At 39.0% G+C, this 18,037-nt stretch carries 13 protein-coding genes; 5 read left to right on the top strand and 8 right to left on the bottom strand.

What is annotated here, in order from left to right:
• The first annotated feature begins 66 nt into the window (after positions 1–66).
• From IE080_RS07970 to IE080_RS07980, 3 genes are read left to right on the top strand one after another with little or no spacing between them, the layout of a single operon-like run.
• On the top strand, positions 67–2,850 hold the full coding sequence (locus IE080_RS07970; protein WP_189580370.1) for a T9SS type B sorting domain-containing protein: 2,784 nt from the start codon (positions 67–69) through the stop codon (positions 2,848–2,850).
• Positions 2,847–3,275, top strand: a complete 429-nt coding sequence (locus tag IE080_RS07975) for a thiol-disulfide oxidoreductase DCC family protein (protein WP_189580373.1) — start codon at positions 2,847–2,849, stop codon at positions 3,273–3,275. Before IE080_RS07970 ends, IE080_RS07975 begins: the two co-directional genes overlap by 4 nt.
• A 42-nt stretch (positions 3,276–3,317) precedes the next feature.
• Complete coding sequence (locus tag IE080_RS07980) at positions 3,318–3,947, top strand: carbonic anhydrase (protein WP_189580376.1); 630 nt, start codon at positions 3,318–3,320, stop codon at positions 3,945–3,947.
• 165 nt (positions 3,948–4,112) lie between these two features.
• Here IE080_RS07980 and IE080_RS07985 read toward each other — a convergent pair whose 3' ends face one another.
• A complete protein-coding gene (locus IE080_RS07985; RefSeq protein ID WP_189580379.1) occupies positions 4,113–4,610 on the bottom strand; it encodes a hypothetical protein in 498 nt (165 codons plus the stop codon).
• Positions 4,611–5,139: 529 nt separating this feature from the next.
• Here IE080_RS07985 and fabD point away from each other — a divergent pair.
• Positions 5,140–6,015, top strand: a complete 876-nt coding sequence (fabD, locus tag IE080_RS07990) for an ACP S-malonyltransferase (RefSeq protein ID WP_189580381.1) — start codon at positions 5,140–5,142, stop codon at positions 6,013–6,015.
• A gap of 1,147 nt (positions 6,016–7,162) precedes the next feature.
• Here the strand turns inward: fabD and tnpA are convergent.
• Both tnpA and folK read right to left on the bottom strand, forming a co-directional pair.
• On the bottom strand, positions 7,163–7,624 hold the full coding sequence (gene tnpA / locus IE080_RS07995) for an IS200/IS605 family transposase (protein ID WP_189580384.1): 462 nt from the start codon (positions 7,622–7,624) through the stop codon (positions 7,163–7,165).
• A 617-nt stretch (positions 7,625–8,241) separates the two neighbouring features.
• Entirely contained in the window at positions 8,242–8,733 is a 492-nt protein-coding gene (gene folK / locus IE080_RS08000; protein ID WP_189580396.1) for a 2-amino-4-hydroxy-6-hydroxymethyldihydropteridine diphosphokinase, read from the bottom strand.
• Positions 8,734–8,804: 71 nt separating this feature from the next.
• On the opposite strand from folK, the gene sppA reads away from it, so the two are divergent.
• The gene (sppA, locus tag IE080_RS08005; RefSeq protein ID WP_189580398.1) at positions 8,805–10,565 is read left to right on the top strand and encodes a signal peptide peptidase SppA; all 1,761 of its coding nucleotides are present in this window, start codon (positions 8,805–8,807) and stop codon (positions 10,563–10,565) included.
• Positions 10,566–11,158: 593 nt separating this feature from the next.
• Here sppA and IE080_RS08010 read toward each other — a convergent pair.
• From IE080_RS08010 to IE080_RS08030, 5 genes are all read right to left on the bottom strand, one after another.
• Positions 11,159–12,049, bottom strand: a complete 891-nt coding sequence (locus tag IE080_RS08010) for a flavin reductase family protein (protein WP_189580400.1) — start codon at positions 12,047–12,049, stop codon at positions 11,159–11,161.
• Between the two features lie 33 nt (positions 12,050–12,082).
• Positions 12,083–13,195 (bottom strand): lipid-A-disaccharide synthase, encoded by a 1,113-nt coding sequence (gene lpxB, locus IE080_RS08015; RefSeq protein ID WP_189580402.1) that lies wholly within the window; start codon positions 13,193–13,195, stop codon positions 12,083–12,085.
• 58 nt (positions 13,196–13,253) lie between these two features.
• The gene (locus IE080_RS08020; protein ID WP_189580404.1) at positions 13,254–13,679 is read right to left on the bottom strand and encodes a 6-pyruvoyl trahydropterin synthase family protein; all 426 of its coding nucleotides are present in this window, start codon (positions 13,677–13,679) and stop codon (positions 13,254–13,256) included.
• A gap of 111 nt (positions 13,680–13,790) precedes the next feature.
• Complete coding sequence (locus tag IE080_RS08025; protein WP_189580406.1) at positions 13,791–14,501, bottom strand: hypothetical protein; 711 nt, start codon at positions 14,499–14,501, stop codon at positions 13,791–13,793.
• Between the two features lies 1 nt (position 14,502).
• Positions 14,503–17,964 carry a S8 family serine peptidase gene (locus tag IE080_RS08030; RefSeq protein WP_189580408.1) on the bottom strand — a complete coding sequence of 1,154 codons (3,462 nt, stop codon included), beginning with the start codon at positions 17,962–17,964 and terminating at the stop codon, positions 14,503–14,505.
• Positions 17,965–18,037 lie beyond the last annotated feature (73 nt).

Here is an 18,037-nt window from a genome sequence, read left to right on the forward strand (position 1 = left end):
AAATACCAAATAAATGATCTCGATCTAGTAATTTTCGTTTAAATTAAAAGCTGAAAAAAGAAACCCATGAAAATCAAAGCGCTCTTTTTATTTATCATCCTACTGAACTTCAGTTTTTTACAAAAATTACATGCTACGCATATCCGTGCAGGTGAAATTATTGCAGAGCGAATTTCTACCCAGACACTTACCTACAGAATTACAGTGGTGGGCTATACTGACACCCGTTCCAATGTAATTTTTGGACCTGGGGAAATCAATTTTGGCGATGGAAGGGAAGTGAGGTTAAATACAGAGGCTGATATTGCTTTCACTGAGCCTTTGGGAAATCAAATCGAAAAAAACACGTTCGTAATTACCCATACCTATCAGGGACCCGGGCAATATATCATTCGATTCCGGGAATTCAATAGAAATGATCGGACCCTCAACATGGACAACTCGGTAGATACACCTTTCTACGTGGAAACCATGATAACGATTGATCCATTTATCGGCATCAATAATTCCCCAGTATTGACTATCCCTCCTGTGGACAATGGAGGTGTAAATATTCGATACATCCACAATCCGGGGGCTTATGATCCAGATGGAGACAGCATTGCCTATTTATTTGACGAAAATACCGTGAGGCCCAAACAAGCATTTCAGCGCTTCGTAAACAATTACCGAAGCCCAGCTTCTTCTGAATTCAGCTTCAATAGAGAAGATGGCAGCCCCAATCCTTTTATCTCGATGAATACCGATGGAGACTTGATTTGGGATGCTCCAGGTTTGGCTGGTCAATACAATATAGCTTTCCAGATTCAGGAATGGCGGAGAATCAACGGACAATACCGCTTGATTGGGTATGTGGTCCGGGATATGCAGATCATTATTGAAAATACGAATAACAGACGGCCTGAACTGATCTTGCCACCTGACCTTTGTGTTGTTGCGGGCACCCGTATAGAAGAAATAATCCAAGGTTCTGATCCAGACGGTGACCCAATAAGGATTGAAGTGTTTGGAGACCCTATGGAAATTACACCAAGCGCCACCTACAGTCCACTTGCTATATTTCAGTCAAGCCCAGGAATAGTCAATTTTGATTGGCAAACCGTTTGCTCCCATGTAAGAGAACGTCAATATCAGGTGAGAATTCGAATTACAGATCAACCGCGCTCGGGACCTGCATTAGTAGACATTCGAACATGGAATATTACCGTCATTGGTCCTCCTCCTGTCATTGATGACTTGGTGCAGCAACAGGGTCGCTCGGTGGATATCCGCTGGGATCCATACACCTGTGCCAATTCGGCCGAAACCATGCAAGTCTGGAGAAGGATTAATTCTGACCCTTACGAACCTGATTCCTGCGAAACGGGGATTCGTGCAGGCTATGAGCTTGTTGGCACGACCAATATGCAAACCTTCAATTTTATTGATACCAATGGGGGAAATGGCTTGGCACCTGGTAATACCTATTGTTACAGACTTGTAGCTGCCTTCCCTACCCCAAGACTGGGAGAAAGTGTGGTTTCGGAAGAAATATGCATTACGGTCGATGTGGATGTTCCATTGCTAACCAATGTCAGTGTGGAAGCCACAGATACTCAAAATGGAGAAATTCTCGTTCGATGGACTCCACCTTACGATATTGATCGAGAACAATTCCCTGGTCCATTCAATTACGAATTGATCCGAAGTACAGGGTTCACAGGGAATCAAAACCGTGTTTCCCTAGTCACCACCGATGATACTGTTTTCACAGATACCGGACTGAATACAGAAAATCTCGTGTACAATTATCGGGTGATTTTAAGAGAAAACACCACGGTGATTGACAGTTCGAGCAAAGCATCCTCCGTACGCTTAGAGCCAACGATCATCAACGAAGCCATTGAATTGAATTGGATATTTGATGTTCCATGGAATAATTCCGTAGGAGAATTTGCTCATGAAGTTTATCGAAATCGTACTGACCCATTAGCACAGGATGCGGATACCTTTACACTTATCGCAGAAGTGAATCCAGTAACACAGGGATTCAGATTCTTCGACGATGGCTCTCACAATGGAGTACCGCTGCAACGAGAGATCGAGTATTGCTACTATGTCATTACCAAAGGAAATTACAATGTAGATATGATTGAGTTCCCTTTGGAAAACAAGTCTCAAATCATTTGTGCCCGTCCTGACGATGATCGCTTACCATGCCCTCCTGTATTAACCTTTGAGGGTCCTGACTGCACCGATTTCTTATCTGATAAACCTTGTAATTTCTCTAGTTTCGAACACCAATTGAGTTGGGAACCTGATTTCTCAGGGGTCTGCGACGATGAATTGAGTGGCTACCGCTTGTATTTCAGAGATAATGATGGCGATGGACCATTTGATATGATCCGCACATTCACTGCATTTGAATTAGCTACGGTGATCAGAGACTTACCGACTTTCCGAGGTTGCTATTACATTACAGCGGTGGATAGGTCTGGAAATGAAAGTGAGCCAAGTAATACGGTTTGCGTAGATAACTGTCCAAACTATGATCTACCAAATGCCTTCACACCAAACAATGACGGGGTGAATGATACCTTTATGGCATTTGACAATCCATTCAGTAGATGTCCACGATTTGTCTTGGGAGTAGAGATCACCATCGTTAATCGATGGGGTGTAGAGATGTTTAGATACAATAGCACTCAATCTCCTGAAAATGATATTTACATCCGTTGGAACGGGCGTGATAAAAACAATAATGAGGTGCCAGCAGGGACTTATTTCTACGAAGCGACTGTGAATTTTGATGTATTGGACCCTGCCTTGCGCATGAGAAAATATAAAGGTACTGTACAAGTACTGCGATGACAGTAACTGAAAAGTTCCATATTGTCCTCTTCGACGGTGTTTGCAATTTGTGTAATAACTCGGTGGATTTCATAATCCGCCGAGATACTAAAAATGTGTTTAAAGTTGGCGCAATACAAGATGCGCATACTCAAAAGCTCTTAGATTCCTATGAGATACCTGCGGATTATTTGGACTCCTTGATTTATATCCACAAAGATCAGGTTTATTTCAAAAGCAGGGGGGCATTGGAAATTGCCCGAAACCTTGGAGGACTTTGGCCAATTTTATATGGATTGATCATCATTCCTGCGTTTATCAGGGACCCGATCTACGATTGGATTGCCCGTAATCGCTACCGCTGGTTTGGTAAAAAGGAAACCTGCCGATTACCCACACCTGAGGAACGGGCAAAATTTCTTACCGCCGAAGACCTAGAGCAATAAAAAATAGCTAATCAATAATTAACCACTAAACTTTTTTCACTTATGAAACTACAAGAAGTATTTGGGAACAATGAGGAATGGATTCAAAAGAAACTTTCCGAAAACCCGACTTATTTTCATGAACTGTCCAAAGGACAGGAGCCAAAAATTCTTTACATAGGCTGTTCTGATTCCCGTGTGACTGCAGAAGAATTGATGGGCGTTGCCCCTGGGGATGTCTTTGTTCATCGCAATATCGCCAACTTGGTGATTGGCATTGATGTCAATGCCATGGCAGTGTTACATTATGCAGTGGACCATTTAAAAGTGGACCATATTGTCTTATGTGGACATTACTTTTGTGGAGGCGTAAAAGCTGCCATGCAAGCGGCCGATTTGGGTGTATTGAATCCTTGGCTACGAAATATCCGGGATGTGTACAGACTCCATCAAGGCGAGTTGGATGGGATTGAAAATGAAAATGACCGATACAATCGCCTGATCGAGCTAAATGTACAAGAACAATGCATCAACCTCCTCAAAACAGCCACTGTTCAAAAGGCAGTTCGCCAAAGAGGCTTGCAAGTACATGGATGGGTTTTTGATGTCTCCACAGGGAAGCTGATCGACCTAAAAATTGATTTCAAAAGCATCCTTTCCAAAATCATGGAAATCTACGATTTGGGGGAGTAGATTAGAGGTTTTGGGTTGAATTTTTGACCTATACCAAATGCCAAACTTTCAGTCCTTGAAAACCAAAATCTTATTTCAAAAACACGCTGTACGCTGAATTGGAAGTGAATATATTTTTCTACTTACTTCCTAAAAATTTGAAGCTTCTTTCACCTAGTAATAATTCTACTTACAATCAACTAGCTGGTAGGTGCTCCCATATTTAGCAACTTTCGGTCCAGGGAGGATGGGCTTTAGAATTAATCTACAGCTATCTGATTGGTCAATAAAATATTTGTACGAAGCCATAATTTCCAGATCATTGATAATCAACGTATCTTTTTCAAGATGCCAAATGCCTTTTTTATTAATAATTGCTTCATTTCTTAAGTCTTTAAAAAAAATAGTATCCCCCTTAAAAACGAGCTCAAATTCTTTCATTGCCAAGCTATACATTTCATAAGCTCTTACCTGTTGATCTGAATCCATAGATTGAAAGGCTTGTGAGTCGAGGACCCTCTCAAAAGAAGTAAAACTTTGAATTACCCATCGACCCTCCAAAATAGGGTCTAAGAATAAAGAAAAAATCATTAACAAGTTTAATATCAGTGTCATATTTATATCTATCAAAATAAAATTATTCCTCCCTTTTAAAAATCTTTCTATTTCTGAAAGGAACTCCATCACGGGGGTTAATCAATTTCATTTGCAGTTCGGATTCATCCAAATTGGTTATTAAATATTTTTGAACACTCATTTTTTGTAGTTGTCCGATGACTAAGGTATCGCCATTGGTCCACCATAAGCCTTTAAACTAAAAAATACATATTACTTTTCCAAATCAATTTTCCACTGAACAACAATCACTTAATTAACTTTACACCATTCCAACAATCAATTTCAAAACAATCTTTGAAAAATTAGTTGTCTCGCAATACTTAACCAACTAATCAGCAGTTGAATATGAGATTTTCAGAATAATAAACTGTTTTTGCAGTTTCTAAAAACTGCAAGGTCTCCCCTCCTTATTTCTATTTATTTCTACGTTATTTCCACCTTATTTCAATTTATTTCCACCTTAATTCTACTTTATTTCAATTCATGCGGTAATCGTATTTCTGGCTAATATCTCAATATCAATCAATATCCAATAGCCATCAATATCCCATCAATCCCTTTTTCCTATATTTGCACTTCAATCAACATAAAACTTATGAAGGCATACGTTTTTCCAGGCCAAGGCGCCCAATTCCCAGGAATGGGAAAGGATCTCTATGAAAGCAATGAAGAAGCAAAGGCATTGTTTGAAAAAGCCAATGAAATCCTTGGTTTCAGAATTTCAGATATCATGTTTGAAGGTACAGACGAGGAACTCAAACAAACCAAAGTTACCCAGCCTGCCATCTTTTTACACTCCGTGATTTTGGCAAAAACTTCTACTGACTTCAATCCTGACATGGTAGCTGGCCACTCCTTGGGAGAGTTTTCTGCCTTGGTAGCGAATGGTGTGTTAGCTTTTGTGGATGGTTTGAAATTAGTGTATCAGCGAGCTTTGGCTATGCAGGAAGCGTGTGAAATCAATCCATCCGGCATGGCGGCTATTCTTGGGTTAGAAGATGCTAAAGTTGAAGAAATCTGTGCAAGCATTGAAGGAGAGACCGTTGTTGCAGCCAATTACAACTGCCCTGGTCAGTTGGTAATTTCCGGTTCCAACAAAGGAATTGAATTGGCTTGCGAGGCTATGAAAGCAGCAGGCGCCAAGCGTGCATTGCCATTGCCTGTTGGAGGGGCATTTCACTCGCCATTGATGGAACCTGCCAGAGAGAAGTTAGAAAAAGCAATTGCCGCTACTACCTTCCATGAGCCATCCTGCCCGGTTTACCAAAATGTAAGCACGACAGCCGTTACAGATGTTCAGGAAATTAAAAATAATTTGATTGCCCAGTTAACCGCCCCAGTAAAATGGACCCAGTCCGTGCAGCATATGGTCGCTGATGGAGCTGTTGAATTCGTTGAATGTGGACCAGGGAAGGTGCTTCAAGGTTTGGTTAAGAAAATTCACAAAGAAGCAGAGGTGAGGAGTGTTTGATTTTAGATTTTAGATTTTAGATCTTTAGCCCTGGATGTATGTCTGGGGTTATTTTTTTGTTTCAGATTAGGGTATGGGCTAAAGCCACAGGCAATTGAATTCTATAAAAATCAATTGGGATTTGTTCACTTTGGGTTAAAACCCAAGACTAAAAATTGGACATGGAATCATCTTAGGGGTTGGGCTAAAGCCAAAACCCTATTGATAGGGCTATCCTTAGAAAATTAAGATATGAAACCCATCAATTGCTCCTGATTTAGCTTGGTAAATTGAAAAGGAATGGGGGTATGGGCTAAAGCCACAGGCAATTGAATTCCATAAAATCAATTTGGATTTATTAACTCTGGGTTAAAACCCAATCATAAAAATTGGGCATGGAATCATTTTAATGGGTTGGGCTAAAGCCGCAACCCTATTGATGAGGCTGTCCCTTCAAAACTAGGATTACAAGGAAACCATCAATTGCCTCCTGCTTTAGCTGGAGGCTCAAATTAATTCTCCAAGTCTTTTTTGGCTTTAGCCAATCATTCTGAAATGCATTTCAAGAGAACAATCATTATCATGATTTATTCAAAATAATTGGAAATCAAACTCAATTCTATTTGATTAATGGATGGAATTATTTTGTGACTTAGGCTAAAGCCACAACCCTATTGATGAGGCTTTCCCTTCAAAACTAGGATACAGGGAAAACCATCAATTGCCTCCTGATTTAGTTTGGCAAATTAAAAGGCTGGGTATGGGCTAAAGCCACAGGCAATTGAATTCCATAAAATCAATTTGGATTTATTAACTCTGGGTTAAAACCCAAGCATAAAAATTGGGTATGGAATCATTTTAATGGGTTGGGCTAAAGCCGCAACCCTATTGATGGGGCTTTCCCTTCAAAACTAGGATACAGGCAAACCATCAATTGCCTCCTGCTTTAGCTGGAGGCCTAAAATTAATTCTCCTAATCTTTTTTGGCTTTAGCCAATCATTCTGAAATGCATTTCAAGAGAACAATCATTCTCATGGTTTATTCAAAATAATTGGAAATCAAACTCAATTCTATTTGATCAATGGATGGAATTTATTTTGTAAGTTAGGCTAAAGCATCAAACCTATTGATGAGGCTATCTTTACAAAATTAGGAAGGAAAGAATCATCAATTGCCTCCTGCTTTAGCTGGAAAATCAGGAAATACTTGAAATCCATATTTTTCAATAAACTCATCATATTCCTCTGCAAAGGTCTTTTTTTGATGATGGATTTCTTGATTTTGAATGTATCGGCGAACTAAATTTATCTTGGACTCTGATACGGAGACAGCAAAATATTCATCCTGCCATTCAAATTTATCCTTGGTAATTTTTTCTTTATTGATCCAATAGGACGATTCACCTTTCAACAACTGTACAACTTTATAGACCATTTGATTTTCTTTTAGCGAGATTAAGCAATGACAATGATCGCTATGGCCACTTATATGGTCAATGATAATATCTTTCTTTTTCCCATTTTCACGAATATGATCCCAAACCTTCATTCGTAAAGTTTTAGAGTTAAGATAAGGAACTCTGTTTTTTGTACTCCATACCAGGTGAATATAAATTTTGATAAATGGCATCTTACAAATGATTGATGATCTATCAATTTAAGCAAATATTGTGTTGAGATAATTTATTCAATTGAAATTAGTCGACTATTTGATTTTCTTCTCAAATCAAAGGGATCGGGGAATGGGCTAAAGCCACAGGCAATTTTATACCAATAAAATCAATTGGGGTTGTATCACTTTGGGTTAAAACCCAAACCTAAAAATTGGACATGGAATCATCTCAAGGGTTGGGCTAAAGCCACATGCAATTGAATTCCATAAAAATCAATTGGGATTTGTTCACTTTGGGTTAAAACCCAATCCAAAAACTGGACATGGAATCATTTTAATGGGTTGGGCTAAAGCCGCAACCCTATTGATAGAACTCTCCTTTCAAAACTAAGATACAGGAAAACAATCAATTGCCTCCTGATTTAGCTTGGCAAATTAAAAGGGAATCGGATATGGGCTAAAGCCACATTTAATTGAATACCATAGAAAATAATTGGGATTTGTTCACTTTGGGTTAAAACCCAAGACTAAAAATTGGACATGGAATCATCTTAGGGGTTGGGCTAAAGCCACAACCCTATTGATGGGGCTATCCTTAGAAAATTAAGATATGAAACCCATCAATTGCTCCTGATTTAGCTGGAGGAATTGAATTCTAGAACATCCAGGTCATCATGCAATTGCTGGAGGAGTTGTAGATGGCTTAATTGATGGATGGGATGGATAAAATCGGGCAAAACCTCAACTAGGGGCACTAAAACAAATTTTCTAGCCGAGATATAGGGATGGGGAACTGTCAATTGAGGCTCATCAATTAGCTGATTACCCAGATACAAAATATCAATATCCATGGTACGATTACCCCATTTCTGAATTCGCTCTCGGCCCAATGCCTGTTCGATCGATTGAGTAGCTTCGAGTATTTTTAATGGTTCAAGGCCAGTCTCCAAGACTAATACCTGATTCAGGTAATTTCCTTCGGAGGCCCCTCCCCAAGCAGCAGTTTCATATATTTTAGATGCAGAGAGGATAGGACCGAGCTTTTGATGGAGGGAATTTCTCGCTTCAACAATTAATTTTTCCCGATCACCTAAATTCCCTCCTAAAATCAAAACTAGTTTTTCCATTCGCTTGTTACCAATTGACGCATACAACATTAGCAAAAAACCAGTAATTTTAGGCACTTAACCAAAAAACTATGAAATTCTTAGGAAACGTTTTAGCCGTCATCGTAGGCTTACTTGTATTTTCTGTTCTCAGCTTTTTTATCCTTGCGGGCATCATTGCAGCGATTTCAGCTTCTGATAGCGAAGTCAAAGTGAAGGAAAACACCGTCCTTCAACTCAACCTGAATGGAAGAGTCCTTGTAGAGCGCACCAATGAGAATGACCCAGACTTTTCTTCTGTAGGCTTATTCGGCGGGGTTTCAACCGTGGGACTCGCCAATATCAAAAGAGCCATCAACGCTGCCAAGGACAATGACAACATTAAGGGAATTTATCTCAAAGCAGGCTTTTTCTCTGCTGGTCAAGCTGGATTGAAAGAAATCAGGGATGCCCTAGTGGATTTTAAAGACTCCGGTAAATTTATCATCAGTTACGATGAGGTATATGGCGAAAGTGGCTATTATCTGAGTTCTGCTGCTGACGAAATCTATTTGAATCCTTCCGGAATGATGGAATTCAATGGTTTTGCATCGGAAGTGGTGTTTTTGAAAGGCATGTTCCAAAAAATCGAGGTAGAACCGGTAGTGTTCCGTGTAGGAGATTTCAAAAGTGCGGTTGAGCCCTTTTTATTGGATAAAATGAGTGATGAAAACAGGCTGCAAACAGAAACCTTCTTAAATGATTTAAATGCAATCGCCCTGAAAGAAATCAGCGAAAGCAGATCCATAGCTTTAGAAAGAATTACCGAAATCAATCAGCAGATGTTGGTAAGAAAAGTTCAGGATGCCGTTGAATTAAATATGGTAGATAATCTTTGGTACGAAGATCAGGTAATCGACCATATGAAAGAAAAAATGGGTTTGAAAGAAGATGATAAAATCAACCTCATCAATATTACCCGTATGAATGCTGCAACTTCATCTAAAAACAAGTTGTCAAAAAATAGAATCGCCGTAATCATTGCCGAAGGTGATATTGTGGATGGTAGAGCAGAAGATGCTATCAGTTCCGAAGTTTTTAAAGAAGAAGTTCGTAAAGCCAGAAAAAATGATGATATCAAAGCTGTGGTCATTCGTATCAACTCTCCTGGAGGTTCTGCCTTGGCATCTGAAGTCATCTGGAGAGAATTGGAAGAATGTAGTAAGGTGAAGCCTGTAATTGCATCCATGGGTGAAGTAGCGGCCTCCGGTGGCTACTACATCGCTGCTGCTGCAGACACGATCGTTGCCCAACCAAATACTATTACAGGCTCTATCGGTATTTTCGCATTATGGTTTAATGCCCAAGGCCTTCTAAACAATAAACTGGGCATCACAACCGATGTGGTTAAAACAGGGCAATTTTCAGATTTTGGGAGTCTTTCCAGGAAACTAACTGATGGGGAAAAAGCAATATTCCAAAATCAAGTAGAACAAGGTTATGATACCTTCTTAAGCCGTGTATCCTCTGGAAGGAATATGAGCAAAGAGGCTGTGATGGAAGTAGCTTCTGGACGTGTGTGGTCAGGCGTTCGTGCGCAGGAACTTGGCTTGGTGGATGTATTGGGAGGCTTGGAAGATGCTATCAAAATTGCCGCAACCAAAGCGGATATTGCAGACGATTACCGAGTCATCTATTACCCTGAATCCAAACCTTGGTTTGAGCGCTTCTTAAGTCAGTTTACAAATGATGTGCAAGCCTTCTACAACACCAAGAAATATGGTGAATTGTACCCAATCATGAAGCAGGTAGAGAAAATCAATAAGTATAAGGGAGTGATGGTGCGCTTGCCGTATGATATTGAAGTGAGATGAGAGGCGAGATGCGAGAGGCGGGAGGCGAGAGTTTAGACTCAAGAATCAAGAATCAAGAATCAAGACACGATTTGGGGTAATGGAGGAGATGATTGTCGTGATGTTTGATTTTAGATTTTAGATCTTAGATTTTAGATTTTAGATTTGGGGGGGGGAGAACTGAGAATAGCTTTGGAACCGCAAAGGACCCAAAGGTTGACGTTGAGAACGCTGAGATCGATGATCACCAACAGCTTAAACCTTTCAGGTTCAAACGATCAATTTACTTTGAAAGCCCCCTTCATCTGTGTAATCTGCGAAATCTGTGGACAACTGGTAGAAGCAAGAGACAAGAATCAAGAATATAGACTCGGCATATGAGGCTTAAGAGACTGTTCGTTTTAATCTGCGAAATCTGTGGACAACCCACTTTGCGAGCGTGGCGACCAATCGCTGCACTCGTGGCGTGAAATAAGGGTCAGTGTGAGGTTTATTCAATCTGAAGCCATCAAAAAATCAAAGATTCAAGTCTATCCGCACCGAGTGTGCCAGAGGACTTGAACCTCCCTCCAATCTGTGTAAAATCCACAAAATCCGTTTAATCTGCGAGAGATCTATTTTTGGAGGAGAATCTCCCAAGCTTCTTGAACCCTCCCTGCATCTAAAGCATCTTTGGCAAGCAAATGCAAATGATAACAATACCCCTCTTCATCCTGCTGTAAGCGCAATTTCAAATCCTGAATGGCTGGACTAGCAGCGCGGGCTGCAATTGCCTCAGCAGAAGGAAGCGTTTCCACATTTCCTAATTTACCCAAATGATTACCTGTCAACACGACAGATAATCTGATATGCGCTGGAATCGCATCTACTCCAATCCCTTTATTTCGTACGGGCTTTTCAATCTCAAACAGCGCATCACCATTCGCCCTGCAATACCAATCCCCTCCCATGCGGGCAACTGTATCGATTTTAAAAGGGTCAATCTTTCCCTTTTCATCAAAGATATGATCTTGAAAATGCGCTAGCACGACTTCACATATCACCAAATTCCCTGCACCACCTTCTTCCCCTGTAGGAATTACCTGCAGCACCTTGCACTCAAAAGCAGCAGGTGACTCCTTTACTCTTGGAGGCTTGACCATGGTTGATTGTGCTTCTGTTAATCCTGCCTTTACAAACTCGTTAACGCCTTTTTCATATTCTGTACTAGCCAATGACATTTGCTCCACCATGGCATAATCCACAATATTGATTACTACTTCGGGGACTTCTAATACATTTTCCAAACTATGCTTAGTAGTATTGTCACGAACACGGCGAGCAGGAGAAAAAATCAAAATTGGCGGATTAGATCCGAAAATATTAAAAAAACTATAGGGACTTAAGTTCACTTGTCCGTCTTTATCAATGGTACTTACAAAAGCTATTGGACGAGGGCTTATTGCTCCAAGGAGATAACCATGCAGTTCTTGTGTACTGATTTCTTTTGGGTTGATTGTTTTCATACAACTATTCAATAGAACTATTGTTTCAATGTTTTAAGAGGGATTAGTCAGCGCTTGCATGATCAATTCAGCTGTACGATCGGAGGCTGATTGGGTTCCTATTTTTTCCTGTATCAAATCATAGCCTTCGTAAATAGCAGCCTTTACCTGCACATTACTCAGCATACGGTTCAATTCTTCTGTCAATCTATCGACGGAATATTCATTTTGAATAAGTTCCGTAACGACCTTTTTCCCAGCGATAAGATTAACCAATGAAATAAAGGGAACCCGAATAAGACGCCTCCCAATATGATAGGAAATCGCACTCGTACTATACACTACCACCTGAGGAACCCGGAATAAGGCCGTTTCCAAGGTGGCCGTTCCTGAAGTAACAATGGCTGCCACTGAATGTTTGAGCAAATCGTATGTTTGGTTCACCACAATCCGGATACCTGCCTTCTTAGCAGGTGCATAAATTGTTTCAGGAAGGTTATTTACCCCTGCAATCACAAACTGAGCATTTGGGAAACGTTTGACTATTTCAATCATTCTTCCTAACATGGCCTGCACCTCTTGTTTTCTACTCCCGGGAAGCAAGGCAATTATTGGCTGATAACTCAAGTCGTTTTTTTGAAAGAAAAAGGGATGTGGCTCAAACTTCTGAATTTCATCCAACAATGGATTCCCAACATAGGATGCGTTAATTCCGAATTTTTGAAAAAACTCCTCTTCAAATGGCAAAATACAGTAAACAGCATCCGTAATAGCAGCAAGTTTTTTAGTTCTCCCCTGATTCCAAGCCCATACTTTAGGTGGGATGTAGTAGTGAACCTTTATGCCAAGTTTATTGGCATGGGCAGCTACTTTCATATTAAATCCTCCATAATCTACCAAAATCACTACATCCGGCTGAAAAGCTTCTATGTCTTTTTTGACTAGGGAAAGGTAGTAAAGCACTTTCCGAAAGCCTAAAAGAACTTCTAAAAACCCCATGACAGCAATTTCCTGGTAGTGAACGCTGGCATTCAACCCTGCTTCAATGGAATAATCCCCTCCCATTCCCTTGAATACCGATTGAGGATCCTTTGAATAAATGGAGCGAATCAGATTCGATGCATGAAGGTCTCCGCTTCGTTCTCCAGAAATCAGATAGTATTTCATATCTCAAAGAAAATAAAAAAAGGAGACATCCTAACTGTCTCCTTTTATAATTGCTTTTTTAAGCTCCCTCTCCATAATATTCAACGAAATTACGAGGGGTTTCATACAAGGTCAATTTATGCAAACTCCCATGAGGTACAATGGCATTTACTGCAGGAGCCAATATCTTCCAAAACTCAATGACCAAATTTTCACAGCTAGCCATCTTACCAGTCATAAAGTCCACATCGAGATTCAGGTTTTTGTGATCCACCTTATCGATGATCAACTCTTTGATCAATTTGCTAAGATCTTTCAAGTCCACAACAAATCCAGTTTCCGGATCTGGCAAACCCTTGACAGTAACTATCAACTCAAAATTATGCCCATGCCAGTTGACATTTGCACATGGACCAAATACTTCTTTATTTTTTTCTTCGGACCAATTCGGATTCCAAAGCTTGTGTGCAGCATTAAAATGCTCTTTTCTACAAACGTGTACCATCAATCATTCAATTGAATGGCAAAAGTAAGAAAAAACAATTGCAATAAATATTCAAGTTTACAACTCTCATATTATAACAGCTATTTTACTAGACCTTCCAAAAAAGAGCAGTTACTTTTTCTCTTCGTTAAGATAATCGAAAAGTTGTTTTAAATGATCATCTCTGGAAACGTCTAATTTATAATTCTTGATAATGTTTTTCGCTAGAATTTTGTCATCCGGATCTAAAGCTTTTAAAACAGACGCTGAACGATTTTTAAATGAAGAGACCTCACTATTGCTATTGATCAAATAAAAGGTTTCATCCATAATAAATGATTTACCTGGGTTTGGTGTATAACTGTTTCTGGGAGGCTCTACTAAATTAGTCTTGAATCTACGAACCACTGTATAAGCATCACCTTCAGACAACACATTAATAAATGAATCTTCATTGACTCCATTTATATTACTAAAACCTTTTTTGAAAGTTAAAACATTCAAAGCTCCAGCAACTCTTTCCGCTTCACCAAGCATGGCATCCATAGTGACGGAAGAAATCAATGTTTTATCAAGAAATATTCTATTTCCTGAATCTGTCAACATCTCTAGCTCATCCTCATATGTATTAATTTTCAACGATACATTTTCTTTTAAAAGCTTACCGTTTTTATCAAATAAACCAGCATTTTTCCACTGCTCAAATAGATATGGGCTTCCATCTATATTATTATAGGCATTTAACCTAGCCGGAGCACCGTTAAGGTTTAAATTGGCAATTTGGCTAAATGCACTTAAACTCACTAAAACAACTAACAATAACGACAATAATAAACTTTTCATTTTACTTTTTTATAATTTTTTTTGTAAACATTTGATCACCCATTTGAATAAAAACAAGGTATATTCCTTGAGGCTGATTTATTTCAAGCAATAAATTAACTAAATCTTCCTGTTTATTAAAAGTATTTCCATTAATTTTTCTTCCAGCACTATCAACTAAATGAACTTCAACAAGACCGTAATATTTATTTGATAGGGTAATCGTCAATCTCCCCTCTGTAGGGTTGGGACCAATAAATATGCCAAACTTACTTAGTTGAGGTTCATTGTTGATAATTGATGAAATTACAACGGGTTCTGAAATCCGATTACAACCTCCCGAAATTATTGCAACTTGATAAAGCCCAGACTCATTCGCAGTAATTGACCTTGCAGTAGCTCCCTGAATAGGAAGTCCATTTAAATACCACTGGAAAGATTCTGCAGGTTGCAAAGATGTCAACAAATCTCCATTAATCACTATTGATGGTTGATTAAGCGGATTTGGTAAAACATCAACCGAAGAAGTCAATGAAACCTCTTGCTCTTGAGATCTAATTATAAGTGTGACTTCGTAAGCACCAGGACTCGGAAATGTAAAGGAGAAAAATTCTTCCGAAGATTGAACTTCTCCGTTAATTAGCCAAGTATAATCTGTAGGTGTACCGAGACTCGTACTTGAAAAGGTGCTAAAACCTCCTGCACATAAGAACGTAGATGTGAAGTTTGCAAACAAGACATCATCACAATTCAATGTAAGCCAATTATCAGAATTAGTTACAATTGAATTAAGACCAACATTCACAACAGCATCTCCAAGAAGGTCAACATTTTGAATTGTTACGAAATCCGTACATAACCTTGAATAAGGAAGATATCTAACAATACCTGAATTCGAAGCAATTATAGATACCATATTATCTGAAGAAGCGTTTACCTCCCAATTCTCTCTAATCAAAAGTTCACTATCTTCAAAATTCACAATGGCTCCCGAAGTAAGCCGAACTTGATCTGATGTGAGAATTGTCTGTTTGATATTAATACCTCCCGCACCTACATTTAAAACTTTTAACACAGGGACATTCTCAACATCTAAGTTACCACTAGCAACCGTAAGGCTAAAAGTTCTAGTACTGTTCAATATCACTATTTCACCTCTCACTTCCTTACCTGCAAAAGTAAAGTCAAGGTCTCTATTCAAAACCGTCTGGTTCGAAATGGAGAGATTTTCTTGGAATTTAATTTGACTCAAATTTCCAATTAAAGAGCCACTAATACCTTCAAAAGATCTTACATTCAAAAGTCCATGAGGGAAAGATACAGTTCCACCATTTACCACCACATGATCTAGTAAACCATAATCGATCATTCCCCAATTACCATTAGAAAAGACAGTTTTCACATCTTTAAACTCGGTGTTGGTAAAAGAAATGAATTGTTGATTTTGAGATTCGTTTTCAAATATAATTTCTCCATTCGACACCAAAGTGTTCGTTGCTGAAAACCTAACACCATTTGTCACATGAATTGATTGACCATTTAAATTTATACTTACATTGGAATTCCCAAAAGTATTTAAACTGAATACTTTTTTATCACTTGTAAAACCTGTAAATTCCAGATTTCCTGTATTTTCAAATATAACTCTCGAACCCTCTCCAGGAACCATATTAGCAGATTGACCTCCCAGCGTAAATGACCAATTTGAAGGATTATCCCAATCCGAATCAGAACCAATCCAATATAGGGTTTCAGAATTAGCTTCTTGCAAAGATGCAGAAAACAACAATGAGTATTCTTGGGCTTGGTTGACTAAACTGCCTTTATGTGACAAGACTAAAGTATATTTTCTTGGTTGAGGATTATCAATTAAAATTTGCTCAACATTATCTCTAAAATTGTCCTGATTCCTTACCGCAGGACCTGAAGGTCCTCTAGTTGGATCTAAGCTCCAAGGAAAAAACTCATTACCAGCATCATCAAATACTCTTAAATCTAAATCATTCACTAATTTTAAATCTCTTGGATTTAAGGAAGCTGGTGAAGGAACACCCGCAGGATCTGTCCAAGCAACAGTAATTCGTATAGGTTCAATACCATCAGAAAGAAATTCATATGTAAAGGTTTCGTTATTTAAAAGAACACCCTCCCTTGTAATTGTTGAGACACCATCATCCTCTAAAATATGCTTTGCCGCTGCTTCTGCGTTTAATAAACCCCAACCAAAAATATAATCTGGTCCTGGAGACAATCCAGCTTCTCTTGCTGTATGTATCATTAAACCTTTGACAGTACTAGACCACATAAATCTGCCACCATTACGTTCTCTATAAAGTTGCTGCAATAAAGAAAGAGTACCCGCTACGTTGGGAGAAGCCATGGATGTTCCACTCAATGAAGCATAAGAATCGGATTCACCACCATTTGAAATGGCTGCACTAAATACCCCAACTCCCATACCTACAATATCAGGTTTAATCCGACCATCATCAGTAGGACCCCATGATGAAAAATTACTCATAGCTATAGAGTTTGGGCCTAAGTATTGAGGGACTGAACTTACAGCACCTACAGTTATTACATTTTTTGCTACACCCTCTGGGCCTATGGTGTCAGCGGGACCATCACCAGGCCTTGTACCATCACCAACATCATTTCGGTCATTCCCTGCGGCCCAAACAATCGTATAATGAGGTAAACTAAAAGAAAGATCGTCTAAAGCTTGGCTTTTGGAACTGTAAAATCCAAACCGAAAATCTTCATCTGGGCTTATATTGGCATTTCCAGACCATACCCAATTCCCTGCTGAATTACGAAACCAGCCAATAATAATTCCATATGAATGATTAGATACAATGTGTCCATTATTTCTCTCACCCATGATATAAGCATTAGAAGCCATTTTATTCACATCGTTATCCCAATTAAATGATAACCCAGTAGCTTCATACGCCATTCCTCTGGCAGCAGGGTTAATCCCAGCTCCAATCATAGTCCCAGAAACATGGGTAGCATGATTACTTATAGTTTCAGTGGAACCATCAGGTTGAGAAAGTCTTCCCTGAAACTCAACATGAGCCAAACGAGGTCTAGTCTGATCATAAATACCAAGAACTAACCCCTTCCCTGTTAAATTTAAACCCAAACTACCCCCTGGCTGAAGTGTATTTGCACCAGTTGTAACGGCAGCAGCTGTATTAAAAGTTGTGTAGTAAACAGGATGATCTAACTCATCAAAATATTGAAGTTTTGCTATCCTATCATTATCCAACTCCATGAACATGGGGATTCCTAATTCTGATGCTTTTCTCTTTAAAGCATCCTCACTAGGAGAAAGAATGGCATACTTTTGATTGAAGTTTTTTAATATATTTCCCCTTACTTCTTTCAAAATGGAAGGAGATTCTGGTACGTTTTGACCAAATGCAGAACTATAAAGAAAAAAAAATAAAACGGATACTACTTTACTTAATTTACCTCTCATAATGAATCAAAATATTCTTGAACTACTAAACTAGCAATTATATATTTTTGTTAAAAAAAAATGGGGCTCAGCG

This window comes from Mongoliitalea lutea (genome assembly GCF_014652135.1).
Classification (GTDB): Bacteria; Bacteroidota; Bacteroidia; order Cytophagales; family Cyclobacteriaceae; genus Mongoliitalea; species Mongoliitalea lutea.

Excerpts from the sequence above, each read along its gene's own strand:
- IE080_RS07970 (WP_189580370.1), top strand. The coding sequence starts at position 67 with ATGAAAATCAAAGCGCTCTTTTTATTTATCATCCTACTGAACTTCAGT.
- IE080_RS07975 (WP_189580373.1), top strand. The coding sequence starts at position 2,847 with ATGACAGTAACTGAAAAGTTCCATATTGTCCTCTTCGACGGTGTTTGC.
- IE080_RS07980 (WP_189580376.1), top strand. The coding sequence starts at position 3,318 with ATGAAACTACAAGAAGTATTTGGGAACAATGAGGAATGGATTCAAAAG.
- IE080_RS07985 (WP_189580379.1), bottom strand. The coding sequence starts at position 4,610 with ATGGAGTTCCTTTCAGAAATAGAAAGATTTTTAAAAGGGAGGAATAAT.
- fabD (WP_189580381.1), top strand. The coding sequence starts at position 5,140 with ATGAAGGCATACGTTTTTCCAGGCCAAGGCGCCCAATTCCCAGGAATG.
- tnpA (WP_189580384.1), bottom strand. The coding sequence starts at position 7,624 with ATGCCATTTATCAAAATTTATATTCACCTGGTATGGAGTACAAAAAAC.
- folK (WP_189580396.1), bottom strand. The coding sequence starts at position 8,733 with ATGGAAAAACTAGTTTTGATTTTAGGAGGGAATTTAGGTGATCGGGAA.
- sppA (WP_189580398.1), top strand. The coding sequence starts at position 8,805 with ATGAAATTCTTAGGAAACGTTTTAGCCGTCATCGTAGGCTTACTTGTA.
- IE080_RS08010 (WP_189580400.1), bottom strand. The coding sequence starts at position 12,049 with ATGAAAACAATCAACCCAAAAGAAATCAGTACACAAGAACTGCATGGT.
- lpxB (WP_189580402.1), bottom strand. The coding sequence starts at position 13,195 with ATGAAATACTATCTGATTTCTGGAGAACGAAGCGGAGACCTTCATGCA.
- IE080_RS08020 (WP_189580404.1), bottom strand. The coding sequence starts at position 13,679 with ATGGTACACGTTTGTAGAAAAGAGCATTTTAATGCTGCACACAAGCTT.
- IE080_RS08025 (WP_189580406.1), bottom strand. The coding sequence starts at position 14,501 with ATGAAAAGTTTATTATTGTCGTTATTGTTAGTTGTTTTAGTGAGTTTA.
- IE080_RS08030 (WP_189580408.1), bottom strand. The coding sequence starts at position 17,964 with ATGAGAGGTAAATTAAGTAAAGTAGTATCCGTTTTATTTTTTTTTCTT.